The following is an 18,909-nucleotide window of genomic DNA, read 5'->3' as shown; positions in this document are numbered from 1 at the left end:
AGCAGCAGAACGGATCCGCGGTTCCACGCCGCCTATCAGCGCGGGTACCAGGGGCCGGCGCCGGAGGTGCGCCGCCGCGAGGAAGACGCGTACCGGCGTCCGCGGCGTGCGGGCGCACGAGTGCCGCACGTGGATCCGAGCCCGCGCGTGGAGGCGGCCGAGCCGGAGTCGCCGCTCGCCGCCCTCTCCTCCGTACCGGAGCCCGCCGCTGTCGAGGCCGCCGAGGATCAGGACGTCGCGGAGACGCCGCAGCCCGAGGCGCCGACGGCGGTGCGTCCTCTGGGCCGCCGGGTCCCGCTGACGCTCGCGATCGCCGGCGTCGCGCTCATCCCGCTCGGGCTGGCCGCGCTGTGGTGGTCGACGCTCGCCATCTACACGACGAGCACCGTCTACGAGCGGCTGGAGTACGAGCAGTACGTCCGGCTGCTGCTGCAGTTCAGCGCCACACCGCTGCTGACCGTGGGCTTCGCCTCCCTCGCCGCCGCCGTCGTCGTGCAGGCCGTCCGGCGGTCGCGCGCATGACGCCGGGTCGCGCCTGGTGGATCGGGGCGGTCGTCCTCGATCTGGTCCTCTGGGCCGCGCTGCTCGCGATCCCGGCGATCATCCTCGTGCTGCCGAACCAGTGGCAGGGCGACTCGCTGACCGCCCCGATCGAGATCGTCTGGCGGGCGGCGCTGTCCCAGGCGGCAGGGCCGGTGATGACCGCGGCGCTCGGGCTGCTCGTGGTGCTCGCGGTCGCGGCGGCGCAGCATCGCCGGAGGCGGCCCGCAGCGCCCGACGGCCAGGACGCCCCCGACGGCTGGTCCGAGGCCGAGCTCGTCGACCGCTGACGGCGAATCCTGTTGATCGAGTAGCGCCCGGAGGGCGCGTATCGAGATCCGCCGTCTGCCGGAGCGTGGGTCTCGATATGCCGCTCCGCGGCTACTCGACCAGCATGCAGCGGTCGCTCCGCTCCTACTTCGCGAGGGCTCCGAAGCGGAACAGGTACGTCGCGTCGAGGGTGTCCTCGATGCCGGTGACGCCCGAGGCGGCGACGACGGTCTCGCGGCCCTGGAGCAGCGGGACGATCGGGGCGTCCGCGGCGGTCTGGGCCTGGATGGCCTCGATCGCGGCGGCGCGCGCGGCGGGGTCGGTCGCGGTCGCCTCGGTGTCGATCAGGGCGTCGACGGCCGGGTTCGAGTAGCCGTTCGCGACTGAGGCGCCGGTGGTCGAGTAGGCCGAGCGGAGGAAGTTGTCCGGGTCCGGGTAGTCCGGGAAGAAGCCGAGCTGGTAGGCCGGGTAGCCGGCGTCCGGCGAGAGCTGCTTCACGTAGCTGGTCCACTCGGTCGACTGCAGGTCGACGGTGAACAGGCCCGACGACTCCAGCTGCGACTTGATCAGCGCGTACTCCTGGTCGGAGTCGGGGCCGTAGTGGTCGGAGGTGTACTGCAGCGGCAGGGTCACCGGGGTCGAGACGCCGGCGGCGCTGAGGATCGCGGCGGCGGCGTCCGCGTCGGGGGTCGTGCCGTACGCGTCGGCGAAGGCCTGCGTCGCGCCGGTCTGCCCGTCGAGCACGACGGAGTAGGCGGGCGTGTAGGTGCCGCGGTAGACCTGCTCCGACAGCTCGTCGCGGTCGACCAGCGAGGCGATGGCCTGGCGGATCGCGAGCTTCTGCTCGGGAGTGCCGCCGGGCTGGGTGTTCACGTTGAAGGTGAGGAAGCGCACCGAGCCGCCGGGGCCGTCGACGACCTGCAGGTCGGAGTTGCCACGCAGGTCCTCGACGTCGGTCGCGGTGAGCGAGCGGTAGGCCACGTCCACGGCGCCGTTCTCCACGTCGAGGCGCAGGTTCGTCGACGAGGTGTACGGCCGCAGCACGACGTCGGCGGTCTTCGGCGCCGGGCTCGAGGTCGACTCGTTCGCCGCGAGCTGCAGCAGTCCGCCGGCCTCGTAGTTCTGCACGGAGTACGGCCCGGAGCCGATCACATCGGCGTCGTCGAGCAGCGCGTCGGCGGGGAAGACCTCCTCGTCCACGATCGGTCCGGCCATGCTGGAGAGCACGTACGGCCAGGTCTGGTCGTTCGGCACCGCGAGGGTGAAGACGACGTCGTCGCCGTCCTGCGCGACCGACTCCATGTTGGCGAGCAGCGGCGAGGGGCCGTTGTCCGCGGCGATGTCGACGACGCGCTGGAAGGAGAAGACGACGTCCGACGCGGTCAGCTCGTCGCCGTTCGAGAAGGTCAGGCCGGGCGCGATCGAGCAGCGGTACGTCGTCGCGTCGTCGAAGCCGCACTCCTCGGCGGCCTCGGGGACGGGTGTGGTCGAGCCGTCCGCGTAGCTCAGGAGGTGCTGGTAGATCTGGTTCTGCGGCGTGAAGCTGCCGCGGTCCCAGGCGCCGGCCGGGTCGAGCGAGACGATCGAGTCGGTCGTGCCGATGACGAGGCGCTCGCCCGAGGCGGAGTCGCTCGAGCTGCCGGGGGCGGTGCAGCCGGCGAGGGCGACGGCGGTGCCGAGGGCGGCGAGGGCGCCGAGGGCGCGGAGTGTCTGCATGCTGCTGCTTTCGTCCGTGGTGCGGGGGAGTGGTGGAGATCTAGAGGCTTGCGAGCCGGAAGCGGTCGAGCGCGTCGGCGCCGTCGACCAGGTCGGCCAGCAGCTCGCCGAGCACGGGCCCGAACTTGAAACCGTGGCCGGAGAAGCCGGTCGCGAGGGTGACGCGGCCGACGCGGTCGAGCACGAAGTCCTCCGTCGGCGTGATGTCGTAGAGGCAGGAGATCGGGTCGGCGCTCGCCGCGTCGACGCCCGGCAGCCAGTCGGCGACGTACTCGACGAGCCGGGCGAGCCGCTCGGGTTCCGCGCGGAAGTCGCGGTGGTCCGGATCGACGACGCGCCCGGTGCCGTGCTCGCCGACCTTCACGCCGACGCCCGGGGTCGCCAGGCCGTAGATCGTCGGCTCGTCGCCGCGGTGGTGCACGAAGCTCGGCCAGGCGCTGAGCGGCAGGTCCGTCGTGAAGTGCGCGGGCTGCTCCTGCGTGATCCGCAGCGGAGGGAGGGAGCGGCCGGCCGCGGCCACCAGCCCGCCCACGAGTCCCGGCGTCCAGGAGCCGCCCGCGACGACGACCGCGTCGGCGAGCAGCGGACCCTCGTCGGTGACGACGCGGACGCCGCCCTCGCGCTCCTCGATCGCCCGGACGCCGGTGCTCGCCCGGACGACGGCCCCGCGCGACTCCGCGGAGGCGAGCAGCGCCTCGATCGCGGCGGCCGCGTCGAGCCGGCCGCCCTCGGGATGCAGCAGCACGTCGGTCTCGAAGCGCAGGCCGGGCCAGCGTGCGGAGGCCTCGGCCGCGTCGAGGCGCTCGCAGGGGATGCCGTCGCGGGCGAAGGCCTCCTCGATCGCGAGCAGCGCGGAGGCGTCGCCGTGGTCGATCGCTCCGGTCGCGGTGAAGAGGCTCCGGCCCGACTCCCGCTCGAGCCGCGCCCACTCGGCGGCCGCCCGTCCGGTCAGCGCTCGGTAGTCGTCCTCCGCGTAGCCGCGGCGGAAGATGCGGGTCTCGCCGTGCGAGGAGCCGCGGTCGTGGCCGCGCTCGAAGCGCTCGAACAGCAGGACCCGGTCGCCGCGCTCGGCGAGGGAGCGCGCGGCGGCGGCGCCGACGAGGCCCGCGCCGACGACGACGACGTCGCGGCCTGTCATCGGGCGGTCACCGCGTCGACCAGGCGCCGGGCCGGCATCGCCGCGCGCACGGCGGCCTCGTCGGGGTACTGCTGAGCGGCGAAGCGGGCCGGGGCGTAGAGCTCGGCGTCGCCGAGGGTCGTGGTGCCGTGGAGGACCAGCTCGGCGACGAGACGGCCGAGACCGGGCCCGTGCGTCACTCCGGACTCGTTGTCGCCCGCGGCGACGAACAGCCCGGGCAGCTCGGGGACGGGGCCGGCCAGGAAGCGGCGGTCGGCGGTGTAGGAGACGACGCCCTGCGTCCACTCGGTCTCGCGCAGCGCGTCGGCGGAGGCGGGGATCAGGCGGGAGATCTGCGGAGCGAGGTGCGCGTCCATCGCCTCGACGAGGTCGGTGCGCTGCGGGCGGCGGTCGGCGGCGGACTCGCCGAGCGGCTCGTAGCCGACGCCGTTGCCGTAGGTGAGGCCGCCGAGGTGCTCGCGGACCCAGAGGCCGCCGAGCTCGGGCAGCATGAGCGTCGGCAGGTGCGGGAGCCCGAAGGGCGCGGTGGTGAGGCGGCTCGCGACGACGCGGGCCAGCGGGAGGCGGCGGCCGAGCGGGGCGAGCAGCTCGTTCGTCCAGGAGCCCGCGGCGAGCACGACGCTGTCGCCGGAGAAGGTGCGGCCGTCGGCGGTGCGGACGCCGCTCGCGCGGCCGTCGATCGCGAGGACCTCGGTGACGGGCGCGTGCTCGACGATCTCGACTCCGGCCGCGCGGGCCGCGGCGATCAGCGCGAGCCCGGCGTCGGGGGCGCTGATCTGGATGCCGTCGGGCTGGAGGAAGCCGCCGGTGACGGCCGTCGCGTCGAGGCCGGGGACGAGCTCGGCGGCCTCCTGCGGCGAGAGCTCGCGGGAGCCCTCCGGGCGCAGCGGGTGCTCGACGAGCGGGCCGAGGTGGTCGCGGACGCCCTCCTCGGTGACGGCGAGCCAGGCGCTGCCGGTCTCGCGGAGGAGGATGTCGACGCCGCCGCGGTGGGGATCGACGGCGAGGGCGCGGTAGAAGTCGAGGCCGTACTGCTCGAGGTCGCGCTCGGACTCGTTCCAGTACCAGGCGTAGCCCGCGGCCCACAGGCCGACGAAGCCGGCGCCGGCCGCCGTGGTGCCGCGCGCCGCGTCCCCCGACTCGACCAGCGTGACCCGGGCGCCTCCGCGCGCGAGGTGCAGCGCAGTGGCGGCCCCGAAGAGACCGGCCCCGACGACGACGACATGCCTACTCATACTCGGTATCCAACCAGCGGGGCCCCTGCCGGTCGAATCGATATGACGCCCCGAGTCCTCCCCTCCCCTCCGCGAGATGCCACTTGTGCACGCTTCTTACGGCGTGTCGCGTGCACAAGAGGCATCTCGCGGCGCGCGACGGGGCACGCACCAGGTCAGGGGGCGGGGAGGAAACGGTTTCGGTAGGGTCGGGGCACCGTTGAGAGGAGGGCCTGTGGCCCGCACGCCGGACACGCGCGTCACGCTGGACGTCGTCGCGGCGCATGCGGGCGTCTCGAAGGCGACCGCGTCGAAGGTGCTCAACGGGCGGCCCGGCGCGTCGGCGGCGACGCGCGCGCGGGTCGAGCAGTCCCTCCGCGAGCTCGGCTACAGCCCGAGCACCCGGGCGCCCCGGGTCGGCGGCGGCGTCACCGTCGTCTTCGACACCCTGCTCAGCGTCTACTCGCTGCGCGTCCTCGAGGGAGTGGTCGGAGGTGCGCAGAGCGAGCGCGTCGACGTCACGACCGGCGTCCTCGCGCCGAGCGGCTCCGCCGACGAGACGCTGCGCTTCGACGCAGCGTTCGTCCGCTCGGTCGCGGCGAAGGGGCACCTCGGGATCCTCGCCGTGACCACCGCCATCGACGCCGAGATCGTGGCGGCCGCCGCCGAGGCAGGGCTGCCGCTCGTCGCGGTCGACGCACCGAACCCGCTCGACCCGTCCGTGGTCAGCGTCGGCTCGAACCACTGGGTGGGCGGGCAGCAGTCCACCGAGCACCTCGTCTCGCTCGGCCATCGGAGGATCGCCTTCGTCGGCGGCGACGCCGGCAACCCCGGCCTCCGTGCCCGCTACGGCGGCTACCGAGAGGCGCTCGCCGCGGCCGGCCTGCCGGAGGACCCGGCCCTCGTCTCCGAGCGGGGGATGGGATCCGCCGAGCACGTGGTGCCGGAGCTCCTGGCTCTGGACGATCCGCCGACCGCCGTCGTCGCCACGAACGACATCGACGGCCTGCAGACGATCCGCGCCGCGATCGCGGCCGGCCTGCGCGTCCCCGAGGACCTGAGCGTGATGGGCTACGACGACACCTTCGCCGCGCTGCCGACCGCCGTGCTCCTCTCGACCGTGCACACGCCCATGCACGACCTCGGCCGTCTCGGCCTGGAGACCCTGGTCCGGATGCACGACGGCATCCCCCCGCTCTCGCACCGCATCGAGCTGGCCACCAGCCTCGTCGTCCGCGAGTCGACCGCCCCGCCGCGCGCCTAGACCCCTGCTCGGTGCGGGCGGCGGTCAGGCCGTCGCGCCCCGCGAGGCGCGCCGCACGCCGAGCAGCACGACCAGGCGGAGGAAGCCGACGAGGCCCGTGCCCAGCAGCGCGGCGAGGAGCAGCAGCACGGCGACTCCCGCGACCCAGGTGGTGTCGCCGCTGACGTTCTCGACCAGGAACTCGAGGCAGAACAGCGCGAGGCCGGCGTAGGCGAGGACGAGCACGATGATCGTGCCGGGGCGGCGCAGGCGCTGCCGCGGGGTGCGCCAGAGGGCCGGCGGCTCGAGCCAGCGGCGGAGCAGACGGACGACGAGGGTGCCGACGAGGCCGGTCAGGCCGGCGCCGATCAGGACGACGCCGGAGGAGCCGAGGGGCGTCGAGTTCAGGCCGGCCAGCGACAGAGCGATCCCGACGCCGATGAAGACGGCGCCGAGCCCTCCCGCCGCCATCGCCGACCACATGCCGAAGCCGCCGCGGAGCACGCTCTCGCGCTCCGGGCGCGGCTCGAGGGGGGCGTCGACGAGGCGCTGCGGAGCGGGCGGGGCGGGGGACGCGGGAGAAGGGGTGGCGGAGGCGGCGGCGGGCTCGCCCCACGCGGGCGTTGCCCCCGTCGTCTCGACCACGTTCTCGCGGACCGGGATGTAGCGCAGCGGGGCGTCGATGCGCACCTCCGGCCGGCCGCGGACGACGGCCGTCGCGCTGACGGGGACGCCGCGGGAGAGGAGGAGCGGCGCGAGCAGCAGGGAGCCGGACGGGTCGATCGACCACTCGGGGGTCTGCGGCGGGGCGCCGTACCACTCGGCGGAGGAGGAGCCGGCGAGGACGAAGGAGATCGGGCGGTCGGCGACGAAGGTCGTCGGCGGGAGGTCGGTGCGGCCGAGGTTGCGGACCGTCGCGGTGACCCGCCACCAGTCGTCGCCCGCGTGCGAGAGGCGCACGTCGATGTCGACCAGCGAGGCCGGCTTCGCGCGGCGCTGCCCGATGACGACGGCGACCACGGCGGCAGCCGCGACGATGAGGCCGCCGAGCAGGCCGACGACTCCGAGAACGATCTCCATGGGGCCAGTCAACCATCCGGGCGGGGGCGTGCGGCCGGGGGTGCGGGCGGGGCGGATCTCGATACGCGCGCGGGGCGCGCTACTCGATCAGCATGGAGGAGCGCTTCGCACGCTACTCGATCAGCATGGAGGGAGCGCTGTGCGGGCTACTCGATCAGCATGGGCTGCGCGCGCTGGTCGAGTGGTGGGGGAGCCATGGTGGTCGAGTAGCCGCGGAGCGGCGTATCGAGACCCGGCGTGCAGGGGGTGGTGGATCTCGATACGCGCGCTCCGCGCGCTACTCGATCAGCATGCTCGGCACCCGGGCGGCCCAGCGCGGGGTTTGGCGGCTCGTGGCGGGGTCCGCATACTGGAGGACCGCCCCCAACAGGGAGCGTTCAGCTGCGACAGCGGAGGGTGGAGCGGTGTCGACCGTGCGTGACCGAGCCCCCGCGGCCCGACGAACCGCCAGCATCCTGCCTCTCGCAGTGGGTGCCGCGGGGCTCGTGGTGAGCCTCGCGCTGGCCGTCGTGGCAGCCTCCGTCGCCTCGGCCCCCGTCCGCGTGCTCGGTCTGCCGCTGCCGCTGGTGCGCGGCAGCGCCGTCTGGCTGAGCGTCGCCGGCTACGTCCTGACGCCGCTGCTCGTCTTCCTCGCGACCGGCTGGGACCTCTCCTCCCAGCGCGCGCACTCCCTCCGCGACGCCCGCCGCTTCGTGCCCGACGCGCGCTTCACCCGCGCCCTCTACTGGCTGTCGGCCGCGGCGCTCGTGCTCGGCGCCTGGCACGTCCTCAACATCAGCGTCCCGATCTCCGAGTGGCTGGGCACGTGATCCGCCGCGCCCTCGCGATCGCGGTCACCGCGCTCCTGCTCGTCCTCGGACTCGGGGCGGCGGCGCAGCCGGCGAGCGCGGCGACCACGGGCACCGCCACCAGCACCGCCTCGCTCACCGACATCGGCCGCGGCGCGATCGAGGACCTGCGCACCTGCCTCTCCTCCTCCGACGTCCTCAACGTCTACTACCTCGTCGACAGCTCCGGCTCCCTCAACACCGGCGGCGACGACGGCCGCGGCTCCGACCCGGACGTCGAGCGGGCCGGCATCCTCGCGGGCAGCCTGCAGGAGCTCGGCGGCCTGCGCGACTCGCTCACGGTCAACTGGGGCGCCGCCTTCTTCAGCCGCGCCTTCGAGCCGGCCGTCGACTGGCGGCCCTGGTCGCAGGAGAGCCCGGAGGCCCTCGCCGGCGTCATCCGCGACAAGACGCCCGGCGGCGGCACCAACTGGCTGGCCGGACTGCAGGGCGTGCAGACCGCGCTGCAGAGCCAGCCGAGCGCCGGCTCCGCCTGCCAGCTCGTGATCTGGCTGACCGACGGGGAGATCGATCTCGGCTCCGCGCAGGCCACGGCCGACGCGACCAACGCGCTCTGCGGCGTGCGGATCGACCCCGACGGCGACGAGCCCGAGGGCAACGGGCTGCTCGCGGCGCTCCGCCAGGCCGGCGTCGTCGTCCTCGGCACGCTCCTGGCCGACGGCGAGCAGCGCGAGGAGGCCCGCGTGATGTGGCCGCTGGTCGAGGGCAGCGGCGCCTACGGCGGCGGCACCGCCACCTGCGGACCGGCGACGATCCCCGAGGGCTCCGTCCGCGGTGCCGTGGTCGACGCCTCCGACCCCGACGCGCTCGCCTCCGTCTTCCTCCAGCTCGGCGCGCGCATCGCCGGCGGCGCGTCCGAGGCGCTCGACGCGAACGGCTCCTTCTGGATCGACCCGGGCGTCGCGCGCATCCAGGCCGTCGTGAAGGACGGCTGGACACTGCAGGCGCCCGCCGCCTCCGGCCTCGGCACCCTCTCCGCCTCCGCCACCGCCCCCGAGGTCACCGTCACGCAGTCCTCCGGCGTCTCGCGCCTGGAGATCAGCGTCGACCGGCCCGAGCTCCAGGGGCAGTGGACGCTGACCTCGCCCGGCACCACCGAGGTCTTCGCCTTCAGCGACCTGCGGATCGTCTTCGACGAGGCCAACCAGGTGCAGCGCGGCGAGGACGGCACGCTCTCCGCGACCCTCACCGCCCGCGTCCAGGACCCGGACGGCCAGCCGGTCGACCTCTCCGTCTTCGGGCAGGCGGACTTCGCCGCGACCAGCACCGCCGACGGCGCGACCGCCGACCTGCCGGGCGCCGCGATCGACGCGGCCTCCGGCGTCATCACGATCCCGCTGCCCTCCGACGTCACCGCCTCCGAGCTGCTCGTCACCGCCTCGCTCGACCCGCTGACCACCGCGGAGCACGCGATCGAGCTCGCCCCGGTCACCACGCAGCAGCGGATCACGACCGTGCTGCCCGCCGCCTTCCCGAGCGTCGCCTCGCCGCTCGTGCTCAGCGAGCTGACCGGCGCCGACGGCCGCGCGGAGGGCACTCTCGCGATCCAGGGGCCGACCGCGGGCGGCGACGGCCAGGTCTGCCTCTCCGCCGCGCCGACCGTCACCAGCGACAACGCCGACCGCGCGGACGCCTGGCAGTGGAGCTTCACCGACGAGTCGGGCACCGCGCTCGCGCCGGGCGCCTGCCTCGACGTCGCGCAAGGCGCCTCGCGCACCGTGACCGTCTCGGCCGAGAACCCGGTCGCCGCCGACTCGTCGGTCGCCGCGACCCTCCCGCTCGACGTGCGCACCGCGGGCGGCAGCAGCGCCCCGCAGACCGTCGCGCTGTCCTTCCCGTCGACCTTCCCGGTGAACGCCGCGGCGATCGGCCTGGTCGCGCTCGTCCTCCTGCTGCTCGGCGTGCTCCTGCCGCTGCTCGGCCTGTACCTCTTCAACCGGGCGAAGGCGAAGATCGCGATGAACGGCTCGTTCCAGCGCGGCACGATCCCCGTCGAGATCACGCCCGAGGGCGTCCGCTCGGCGCTGACCCACGGCCGCCTCGACGAGCGCTTCCGCTACCTCCGCAGCGAGACCGGCGTGCGCGAGCTGCCCGACCCCGAGCTCGGCCGGCTCCGCGCGCACGTGCCGTGGTGGCCGCTCAAGGCGCCGAGCTACCGCGTCGGCCCGCCCGCCGGCGGCGAGATCGTCGCCTCCCGCACCGGCACCCGCGGCACCTCCGCGGGACGCCCGCTCGGCAACGGCGGCGTCGAGTTCTCCGCGCTCCCGCTCGACGTCTTCTGGGCGATCGTGGTCTCGGAGCAGGAGCTCGAGCGCCCCCGCGGCGACGAGCCCGTCCGCGCCACGGCCGTGCTCTACCACCGCGTCGACCGCGACGACGAGGGCCAGTACGAGCGACGCCTCGAGGACCTGCTGCGCGACTCCGGCGAGCCCGCCTGGAAGACGGTCGACGTGCTCCGCCGCGAGCGGGCGGCGAAGCGCCCCGAGCGCCGGGAGCCGCAGCAGCCCGTGTCCGCCGCCCCGCCCGCGGCCGCCGAGGTCCGCTCCTCCGCCCCGCCGCGGAGCGCCCAGAGCGGCACTCCGACCGCGACTCCGCCCCGCCCCTCCTCGCCCCCGCGCCCCGGCGGCCCGCCGCCCCGGACGCAGGGAGCGCCCGGCCGCCCCGGCGGACCGCCGCCCCCGCGGCCCGGCGGCTCCACCCCGCCCCCGCCGCCGCCCGGCCGGGCCGGCCCCCGCACCCCTCCGCCCCGCAGTCGCTGACGGCGCTCCGCCTCCCAGCACCGCCCGCACGACGACACACGACACACCGCGCTACCGCAGGAACACCGCGCGACCAGACGAAAGCAGGACCTCATGCTCAGACCCTTCCTCCTGATCGGAGTCGGCGGCTCCGGCGGCAAGACCCTCCGCGGCATCAAGTACCAGCTCGAGCTCAAGCTCCAGCAGCTCGGCTGGGAGGGCGGCATCCCCGCCGCCTGGCGCTTCCTGCACTTCGACACCCCCACCGTCCAGGACGGCATGGAGTACCAGGCGCCGTTCCTGCCCCGGCAGGACTACCGCGGCCTGGTCAGCACCGCGGCGACCTTCGACATCGTGCACGGCTCGATCACGAGCGCCCACGCGACCAACAACGCGATGCGCCACGACATCGAGCGCCAGCTGCCCGACCCGCGCCTGGTCAAGGTCGACGTGACCAAGGGCGCCGGCCAGTACCGCGCCGTCGGCCGCGCCGTCGCGCTCGCCGCCACCAAGGAGATCGCCCAGGCCGCGCGCCTCGCGATCGGGAAGATGAACGACGCCGAGTCGCTCGCCGAGCTGCAGACCCTCGGCCAGCGCCTGCGCGCCCGCGACGACGGCGGAGACGGCAGCCCGATCGTCATCGTGATCTCGTCGGTCGCCGGCGGCTCGGGAGCCGGCCAGTTCCTCGACATCATCGAGATCATCAAGTCGACCGCGAAGCAGTACCCGTGGTCGAACCAGTTCTTCAGCATGCTCTACGCGCCCGACGTCTTCGATCAGCTCTCGGTCACCGCCGGCATGCCCGGCAACGCGCTCGCCGCGATCTCCGAGACGATGAACGGCTTCTGGACCGACACGCCCTCCGCCGCGACCCTCGAGCTGCTGCGCACCAAGGGCGTCGCCCCCTCCTACGGCGCCGCGATGGACCGCGTCGGCGCCGCGTACCCGTTCATCGTCGGCCGCAGCAACAGCAAGGTCACCTTCGAGGACCAGAACGCCGTCTACGACGCCGTCGCCACCAGCCTCACCGCGTGGATGATCGACGAGCGCGTGCAGGACGACATGATCGCCTACTCGTCCGGCAACTGGCAGGCCCGCTCGGCCGCCAACGTGCTGCCCGACAACTCCGGCCTGATGAGCCCGGCGCACCACTCGCCGCCGTTCTCCTCGATCGGCTTCGGCCGGGTCACCCTCGGCCGCGAGCGCTTCCTGGAGTACTCCGCCGAGCGCTTCGCCCGCTCCGCGATCGACCGGATGCTCTTCGCGCACGCCGAGGAGGACCCGCAGTTCGAGCGGATGACCGAGCGCGAGTACATCGAGAAGTCGGCGGACAGCGAGTACCAGCGCTTCCTCCGCGAGCTGCGCCTGAACGAGGAGACCGCCGAGCACAACGACGTCACCGACGCGCTGCGCGACCAGAGCACCCTCGACCTGATCAAGGCCGAGCTGCAGCGCGGCGCCGACGACGAGCTGGCCCGCCCCGAGTCGCTCGACCGCCAGGGCGGCACCGACATCACCACCTGGACCGACCGGCTCGTCAACGAGTTCACCCGGCACAGCCCGCGCCTGCTCCAGCGCGACCGCGAGGCCCGCCAGCGCCGTCTGGACGATTGGACGCGCACGATGCCCGGCCACATCCTCGAGACCGTCTCGCGCTACGTCGCCCAGGACGGCCTGCCCGTCGTCACCGCGATGCTCCGCCGCCTCGAGCGCGGCCTCAAGGGCACCGTCGACGCGCTGCGCGTCGAGGCCCGCCAGCACGAGGAGTGGGTGGGCACCCTCAGCTCGCTCGTCTCGGACGAGCTGCGCACCTCGGCCAACCAGCAGTCGATCCGCCCGGACCAGGAGGCGGTGCAGTTCGCCATCCAGCGGCTCGGCCAGGCGCTCGAGTGGTCCTCCGAGGCGGCGCTGCGCGACTCCGCCTGGGCGCTGCTCGCCGAGCTGCGCGAAACCTTCCTCGGCCCGCTCGCCGACTACCTCGACGGCTCGCGCACCGCGCTGCTGCAGCGCGTGCACTCGCGGAAGACCAGCGACGACCGCGAGAACGCCTACGAGTTCTGGCCCCGCCGCGTCGACGAGACCGTGCCGCGCAAGTACTCGCCGGCGCCCAACGAGCGGATGCTCGTCGAGCCGGAGAAGTACCCGGCCGAGTTCCAGAAGCTGGTGCGCGCCTCCGTCGACGGCGACGCCAAGTACCAGGACGCCGTCCTGCGCGTGCTCGCCGACCAGCTCGTCGGCGTCAGCCCGGACAGCGAGTCGGACGCGGGCGCCTGGTCGCTCGTCGGCAATCCGCGCACCTGGAAGCCGACCGTCACCGCGGACCCGGCCGTCGCCAACCCGGCCCAGCGCGCCTCCTTCGAGCTCGCGACCGACCCGGAGGTCTACGTCGGCCGCGCCCGCGCCTGGATGAAGCGCGACGGCACCCCGTTCGCCGCCTACATCGGCGAGGACCTGCTCGGCTTCTTCGACTCCGAGGTGCTGCCGCCCGACGTCTTCGCCGCCCGCCGCGACCGCTACCGCGAGCAGCTCCAGGCCGCCCTCGGCGCGAGCGAGCCGCTGGTCAAGCTCAACCCGGCGCTGCTGCGCGCCGTGCACGGCAAGGCGATCAACGAGGACACCTCGCTGGTCTTCAGCTCGATCCCGTTCCGCGCCGGCACCGAGATGTACGAGGTGACGAAGGGCGTGCTCGGCCAGATGGGCGTCTGGGACGACGCGACCAGCGAGTCGTGGTTCCAGGACCAGAAGGTCGACGGCATCGAGGTCTTCGCGATGTCCGGCTTCCCCTACGAGCCCATCGTGATGGACTCCGTGATGGAGCCGATCGCCCGCGGCTGGCTCGCGCAGTCGAACACCCAGGACAGCCGCGAGGCGTTCTGGAAGTTCAAGCGCGCCCGCCTGCTCGGCGAGAGCATCCCCGCGGACCCGCGCGCGATCGAGTCGATGATCCGCGGCTGGTACGTCGCCAAGGCCCTCGGCCGCCTCGCCGTCGACGCCTCGCAGGGCGAGAAGGGCCCCAAGCTCTCCGTCTGGGACCCGTCGACCCGCGCGCTCGCCGACTTCCCGCACCCGCTGCTGAGCGAGCGCAACGCCCGGCCCGCCGACTTCCCGGGCGTCGTGCTGCAGTCGCTCGCCATCGCGATGGCGCTCTGCAACGTCGACGGGACGCTGGCGCCGCTCGCCGCCTACCGGGTGCTGATCTCGCTCGGCGGCAGCCGCGGCGAGGAGACCGAGCTGGCCGAGTGGCTGCAGACAGGCGCGCTGCCGACCGGCGCTCCGGTGCCGGAGTCGTCCCGGGCCGGCAGTGCGGACGGCGACCTCGCGTCGCGCCGCTCCGCCGTGCAGGCCTACCTGACCGCCGAGCTCGCCCGCTTCGACAGCGACATCGTGCAGCAGGACGACATGGTCTCGGTCTACGACTACCCGGTCACCTGGGAGATGCGCGAGCAGTTCCGCGAGGCGCTGCTCGGCCTGGTGTCGTCGGTCGTCTCGACCGGTCCGCGCGACTCCGGAGTCTGAGCGTGCCCCCGGAGATCCGCCCGGACGGCTACGGGCACGCCGGCTTCTGGCCCGACGGCAAGGCGGCGATCGTCCTGCTGCCCAGCGGCGCGCAGGGCGAGACCCTGCTCGAGCTGGCGGCGCAGTGGACGAAGACCGGCCTGCTCGGCCGGGCCCTCTGGGTGCTGCCCGAGCACGTCAAGACCTCGCCCTACGCGCCGCCGCAGATCGAGGCCGTGGTGCTCGGCGTGGGCGCCGACCTCGAGTCGGTCGCGATCGCGGTCGACCTGTTCGAGGCGCTCGCGGAGGAGCCGCTCGCCCTCGTCCGCCTGGTCACCCTCCGCTCGGCCCTGCCCGAGCGTGAGACCGACGAGGCGCAGGACGCGGTCGCCGACCTCGTCAGCCGCTGGGTGCGCACCTCGATGCCGCTGCCGAATCCGTCGGCGACCCTCGCCGACCAGACCACCGAGCTGCGCCGGGTCACGCTGATCTGCGCGCCGACCGCGTTCCAGCTGCGCGAGCGGGTGGAGGCGCACGAGCACGGCTTCGTCGTCATCGCCTCGCCCGAGGACCGCTCGAGCCCGTGGTCCGGCGACGCCTTCGTCCGCGACGACGAGCGCTTCACCGGCTTCACGCTCACCCACCTGGCCAGCGTCGCCGGGCTGTGGAACGGCGTCACCGACGGCAGCGTCGAGCTGATGAGCCGCGAGTCCGACGGCGGCGACTCCGTTTGGATCTCGCGGGTGTTCCTCAACGCGGTACTGACCGAGTCGCTCGGCCGCCGCGTCGCCGCCGGCGTGCTCGAGAACGCCGCCCGCCCCGACTCGCTGCTGATCGACCCCAGCGTCAGCCCGCCGCCGCCCGGCACCGCCTACATCGACGACGGCCAGATCGCCGGCTACGTCGACAGCATGGTCGCGGGCGCGCTGCGCCTGGACGGCGGCGCGCTCACCTACGACTCCGCCGGCTCGCTCGACGTGCCGGAGCCCGAGCGGATCGGCTTCTGGGCGCAGATCGGCCGCTTCTTCGCCTTCTCGGCGGGCAAGCTCGTGCAGATCCCGCGCTGGGCCGTGCTCTGGATCACCTCGAGCGCGAACCGCTCGGTCACCCGCGCCCTGCACACCTCGCAGGGCTCGGCCGTGGTCGGGGCCGACTACGACGAGGTGCTGGACGTCCGCGACCGGCTCCTGGTCGCCGACCTCGAGCACCTCCGCGACGACGAGGGCCGCGCCCGCGCCGAGGCCGACGCGCCCGCCGCGATGGCGCACGTCCGCACCACGCCGCAGCTCTGGGCGGGCCTGCGCGAGCTGGTCTTCGGCGCGCTCGACGGCAGCGCCGACCTCCGCGACGCGGGCTTCGCGCCCGTCGAGGGGGCCGTGCCGGTCTTCGGCCGGGTGGGCGACGTGCTCGCGCTGCCGGACGACCCGTGGGTGTCGAGCGGGTACGACGTGCCGCCGGGGTTCCCGGAGCGGGTGGACTGGTACGCGCTGGCGCTCGCGGATCCGCGGGAGAGGCTGCAGAACTGGGTGTCGGCGTCGGAGGCGGCCGTCGCGGCCGCGGCGGTGCCGACGGTCCAGGAGGCGGACGCTCCGGTCGCTTCGGAGCCCGAGTCGTCCGAGCCCGAGCCCGAGCCCGAGCCCGAGCCCGCGCCGTCCGAGTCCGCCGCGTTCGCGCCGCCCGCGCAGGAGACGCTCGTCGAGGGCGAGGCCGCCGAGCCGCGGACCGTCGTGCAGATCGAGGTCCCCGCGGAGGAGGCTCCCGAGCCCGTCGAGCCGCCCGTGTCCGCGTACGACGCCGAGGCGCGCCGCTCCGGCCGCCTGCAGGCGCTCGGCGAGTACGACCTGTGGGCCGGCCGGCAGAGCTCCTCGTTCGTCTGGCGCTTCCTCGACCGGATCGGCGCCGAGCGCCGCCGCGCCGAGGACGAGGTCGCGTACCTCAAGGGCGAGATCGACGCGATCCGCCCGCAGCGCCCCGGCGAGCTGCTGGGCCTGCGCCGCGAGTTCCACCGCACGCTGCTCGTCGGCTGGGTCACCGTGCTGGCGCTCGCGATCGTGGTCGGCGTCGGCATCTGGTTCGTCAACGACTACGCCTCGCGGCAGCCCGCCGGCACCTTCGATCCCGGGCTGATCACCTCGATCCTGCTCTGGGTGCTCGTGGGTCTGGCCGGCGCCGGGGTGCTGATCACGCTGGTGTCGCTCGTCCGGTACCACGCCGGCTGGTCGCGCTTCGAGCGGCGGATCCAGCTCGAGCGCACCCGACTCGCGCACTACGGCCGCAGTGCCCGCCGTGCCCGCGAGGAGGCCGCGCGCCTGCGCTCGGTGCACCGCCAGGCCGTCGAGTGGCTGGTGCTGCTGTCCAAGGCCGTGCACCGTCCGTGGCACGTGCCGCCCGTCTGGCTCCAGCACGAGACCTTCGACGTGGAGCGCGGCGCCATGCCGTTCGCCGTGCGCCTCGCGACCGTCAGCGGCGAGGAGACCGCGGCCGTCGCCCGCATGCGCGCCGCGATGACGTCCAAGCTCGTCCGCCGCGGCTGGCGGCACGAGGCCTTCGAGTCGCTCGTGCAGGAGATGGCCGCGGACTACGGCGCCGGCCAGGGCTTCGGCCTGTCGGCGCTGGACGAGGACCTCCCGCACTCGTCGAACCACACGCGGCGGATGCTGCTGCGCGCCCTCGACGACGAGTCGCTGCTCACCCGGATCGCCGCTCCGCGCCTGGCCGACATCGTCGCGTCCGTGCAGCGCGACGAGGAGGCGATCGCCCGCCCGCGGGTCCGCCCGATGGGCACGAATCCGCTGAACGCGCTGCGCCGCCCCGAGGACTTCGAGGGCGTCGAGCTCGACGTGCCGTGGGACGACTTCCTGCTCGACTCGCTGACCCGCGCTGACCCGATGACCCCGGTGAGCGCCACGGTATTGACCGAGCTGCAGGTCGGCGAGCGCTACCACGAGCGCGTGACGAGCTTCCTCGTCGCGCCGTCGCGGCTGCAGGAGCGGCTGCGCTTCGACCCGTCGGCGCCCATCCATGTCGTGCCGTTCGAGGCGTCGACCGGGTCGCCGGTGGATCTGGTGTGGCGGGTCGATGTGGTCGGGCCGGTGCCGCGCGCGGCGATCCGGCTGTGGGACGGGGCGGTGCGGGCTTCGGCGCCGGTCGTCCCGGCTGACGGCGACTCGGGGGTGTAGTCGGTGGTCGGCAGGCCGCCGCCGCCGCGACCCGGTGGGGTGCGGCGGGTGGGGGCTCCTGGGCTCTCGCGCGGTGCTGGGCGGCCGGGGGCTCCCGCCCGGTATCGGCGGGTGCGGCGGGCGCCGTGGTGGGTGTGGATCGTCGCAGCCGTCGGTGTCGCTGCGGTCGCGTTCGCGGTGGTGGGAGTGGGGGAGACGGTCGGGGCTCCCGGTGCGGGATCTGTGTCCGGCGTCCCTGCTGGTCCTGCGTCGACCGCTCCTGCTTCGACCCCTCTCGCGACGGCCACTCCGTCCGCCGCTGCCGCGACGGCCGCGCCGTCCGCGTCCGCGTCCCGCCCCGCGTCACCGACGGCGGATCCCGCCGACCCCGCCGCGCTCGCGCTGGCGACCCTCGCCGCGCTGCCCGTGGACGACGGCCGCGCCGACGTCCCCTACGACCGCGACCTCTTCGGCGAGTCCTGGAAGGACGTCGACCGCAACGGCTGCGACACCCGCAACGACATCCTCGGCCGCGACCTGCTCGACCCGGTCTTCAAGCCCGGTACCCGCGACTGCAAGGTGCTCTCCGGCACCCTGGTGGACCCGTACGACGGCACCGAGGTGTCCTTCGTCTCCGGGAGCGACACGTCCCGGCTCGTGCAGATCGACCACGTCGTCGCGCTCGGCTGGGCCTGGCACCACGAGGCGTGGGCGTGGACGGACGAGCAGCGCCTGCTGTTCGCGAACGACCCGGCGAACCTCGTCGCCGCCACGGACGACACGAACCAGTCCAAGAGCGACGCCGGCCCGGGGGAGTGGCTGCCGCCGGCCCCGGAGCTGCGCTGCGGGTACGTGGAGCAGTTCGTGGGTGTGCTGGGCTCGTACCGGCTGGCGATCGGGGCGGAGGATCGGGAGGCGGCGGAGGCGGTGCTGGTCGGGTGCTGACGAGCACTGGTGCCAAGTGACCGACGATGCTCATCCGCCCTGCTCCGCTATCTTGAGCGGCACCATGGCCTTCGACTCGGATTCCGACTGGGGTGAAGGCGACCCGTTCGATCAGTGGGCACCTCCTCCGCCGCCCCGCCGTCGCCTCTCCGCCCGGGCGGACCGCGCTACAGCGCTCCTGCTGCTCGTCCTCCTGCTGGTCCTCGGCGTCGTCCTGTCCTTCTTCGTCCTGATCGAGCACCTCGCGGCCGATCGGTGCGGCGGAGCCCCCGGCGAATGCGACTACGGGCTCCTGAACACCACGACAGTTCTGGTGCCCGGGGCCGTCGCTCTGACCTTCCTCGTGACGGTCGTCGCACTCGTCCGACCGAACAGGTCGCGTCGGATCTGGTGGATTCCTGCGATCGGCACAGTGGCCGCCGTCCTCGCATTCCTGCTCGCGTCGGGCCTCGTTTTCGTGGCGGTGCACTGAATGGTGGAGCGGGTCAAGAGGCTCGTTTTGAGTGACTTCACAACCGTCGCCT

13 protein-coding genes are annotated in these 18,909 nt (G+C 74.2%); 9 read left to right on the top strand and 4 right to left on the bottom strand.

Annotation, left to right across the window (positions count from 1 at the left end; genetic code table 11):
- The first annotated feature begins 129 nt into the window (after nucleotides 1–129).
- Together MT353_RS06925 and MT353_RS06920 are read left to right on the top strand one after the other, a co-directional pair.
- Nucleotides 130–522, top strand: a complete 393-nt coding sequence (locus tag MT353_RS06925; RefSeq protein ID WP_243623945.1) for a hypothetical protein — start codon at nucleotides 130–132, stop codon at nucleotides 520–522.
- Nucleotides 519–830 carry a hypothetical protein gene (locus tag MT353_RS06920; RefSeq protein ID WP_243623944.1) on the top strand — a complete coding sequence of 104 codons (312 nt, stop codon included), beginning with the start codon at nucleotides 519–521 and terminating at the stop codon, nucleotides 828–830. The genes MT353_RS06925 and MT353_RS06920 overlap by 4 nt, the downstream gene beginning before the upstream one ends.
- A 124-nt stretch (nucleotides 831–954) precedes the next feature.
- On the opposite strand, the gene MT353_RS06915 is transcribed toward MT353_RS06920, so the two are convergent.
- From MT353_RS06915 to MT353_RS06905, 3 genes are read right to left on the bottom strand one after another with little or no spacing between them, the layout of a single operon-like run.
- Nucleotides 955–2,526 carry an ABC transporter substrate-binding protein gene (locus MT353_RS06915; protein WP_243623943.1) on the bottom strand — a complete coding sequence of 524 codons (1,572 nt, stop codon included), beginning with the start codon at nucleotides 2,524–2,526 and terminating at the stop codon, nucleotides 955–957.
- Nucleotides 2,527–2,566: 40 nt separating this feature from the next.
- Nucleotides 2,567–3,664 (bottom strand): FAD-dependent oxidoreductase, encoded by a 1,098-nt coding sequence (locus MT353_RS06910; RefSeq protein ID WP_243623942.1) that lies wholly within the window; start codon nucleotides 3,662–3,664, stop codon nucleotides 2,567–2,569.
- Nucleotides 3,661–4,899 carry an FAD-binding oxidoreductase gene (locus MT353_RS06905; RefSeq protein ID WP_243623941.1) on the bottom strand — a complete coding sequence of 413 codons (1,239 nt, stop codon included), beginning with the start codon at nucleotides 4,897–4,899 and terminating at the stop codon, nucleotides 3,661–3,663. The genes MT353_RS06910 and MT353_RS06905 overlap by 4 nt, the downstream gene beginning before the upstream one ends.
- Nucleotides 4,900–5,113: 214 nt before the next feature.
- Between MT353_RS06905 and MT353_RS06900 the strand changes: the two genes are divergently transcribed.
- Nucleotides 5,114–6,142, top strand: coding sequence for a LacI family DNA-binding transcriptional regulator (locus MT353_RS06900; RefSeq protein ID WP_243623940.1), 1,029 nt, complete (start codon nucleotides 5,114–5,116; stop codon nucleotides 6,140–6,142).
- Between the two features lie 24 nt (nucleotides 6,143–6,166).
- Here MT353_RS06900 and MT353_RS06895 read toward each other — a convergent pair whose 3' ends face one another.
- Nucleotides 6,167–7,201, bottom strand: coding sequence for a hypothetical protein (locus tag MT353_RS06895; RefSeq protein WP_243623939.1), 1,035 nt, complete (start codon nucleotides 7,199–7,201; stop codon nucleotides 6,167–6,169).
- 467 nt (nucleotides 7,202–7,668) lie between these two features.
- On the opposite strand from MT353_RS06895, the gene MT353_RS06890 reads away from it, so the two are divergent.
- The 6 genes from MT353_RS06890 (at nucleotide 7,669) to MT353_RS06865 (ending at nucleotide 18,857) form a co-directional block, all read left to right on the top strand.
- Nucleotides 7,669–8,010 carry a hypothetical protein gene (locus MT353_RS06890; protein ID WP_243623938.1) on the top strand — a complete coding sequence of 114 codons (342 nt, stop codon included), beginning with the start codon at nucleotides 7,669–7,671 and terminating at the stop codon, nucleotides 8,008–8,010.
- The gene (locus MT353_RS06885) at nucleotides 8,007–10,808 is read left to right on the top strand and encodes a hypothetical protein (protein WP_243623937.1); all 2,802 of its coding nucleotides are present in this window, start codon (nucleotides 8,007–8,009) and stop codon (nucleotides 10,806–10,808) included. Before MT353_RS06890 ends, MT353_RS06885 begins: the two co-directional genes overlap by 4 nt.
- A 93-nt stretch (nucleotides 10,809–10,901) precedes the next feature.
- The gene (locus MT353_RS06880; protein ID WP_243623936.1) at nucleotides 10,902–14,303 is read left to right on the top strand and encodes a tubulin-like doman-containing protein; all 3,402 of its coding nucleotides are present in this window, start codon (nucleotides 10,902–10,904) and stop codon (nucleotides 14,301–14,303) included.
- 2 nt (nucleotides 14,304–14,305) lie between these two features.
- Nucleotides 14,306–17,461: a hypothetical protein gene (locus tag MT353_RS06875; protein WP_243623935.1), complete on the top strand. Its 3,156-nt coding sequence runs from the start codon at nucleotides 14,306–14,308 to the stop codon at nucleotides 17,459–17,461.
- A gap of 222 nt (nucleotides 17,462–17,683) precedes the next feature.
- The gene (locus MT353_RS06870; RefSeq protein ID WP_243623934.1) at nucleotides 17,684–18,385 is read left to right on the top strand and encodes an HNH endonuclease family protein; all 702 of its coding nucleotides are present in this window, start codon (nucleotides 17,684–17,686) and stop codon (nucleotides 18,383–18,385) included.
- Nucleotides 18,386–18,449: 64 nt separating this feature from the next.
- A complete protein-coding gene (locus MT353_RS06865) occupies nucleotides 18,450–18,857 on the top strand; it encodes a hypothetical protein (protein ID WP_243623933.1) in 408 nt (135 codons plus the stop codon).
- Nucleotides 18,858–18,909: the final 52 nt, after the last annotated feature.

Source organism: Rathayibacter sp. VKM Ac-2927, from assembly GCF_022815525.1.
Classification (GTDB): Bacteria; Actinomycetota; Actinomycetes; order Actinomycetales; family Microbacteriaceae; genus Rathayibacter; species Rathayibacter festucae.
This window is presented reverse-complemented; position numbering and strand designations above follow the sequence as displayed.

Bases quoted from the DNA above. Each gene is read 5' to 3' on its own strand.
- MT353_RS06920 (WP_243623944.1), top strand. From the start codon at position 519: ATGACGCCGGGTCGCGCCTGGTGGATCGGGGCGGTCGTCCTCGATCTG.
- MT353_RS06915 (WP_243623943.1), bottom strand. From the start codon at position 2,526: ATGCAGACACTCCGCGCCCTCGGCGCCCTCGCCGCCCTCGGCACCGCC.
- MT353_RS06910 (WP_243623942.1), bottom strand. From the start codon at position 3,664: ATGACAGGCCGCGACGTCGTCGTCGTCGGCGCGGGCCTCGTCGGCGCC.
- MT353_RS06905 (WP_243623941.1), bottom strand. From the start codon at position 4,899: ATGAGTAGGCATGTCGTCGTCGTCGGGGCCGGTCTCTTCGGGGCCGCC.
- MT353_RS06895 (WP_243623939.1), bottom strand. From the start codon at position 7,201: ATGGAGATCGTTCTCGGAGTCGTCGGCCTGCTCGGCGGCCTCATCGTC.
- MT353_RS06880 (WP_243623936.1), top strand. From the start codon at position 10,902: ATGCTCAGACCCTTCCTCCTGATCGGAGTCGGCGGCTCCGGCGGCAAG.
- MT353_RS06865 (WP_243623933.1), top strand. From the start codon at position 18,450: ATGGCCTTCGACTCGGATTCCGACTGGGGTGAAGGCGACCCGTTCGAT.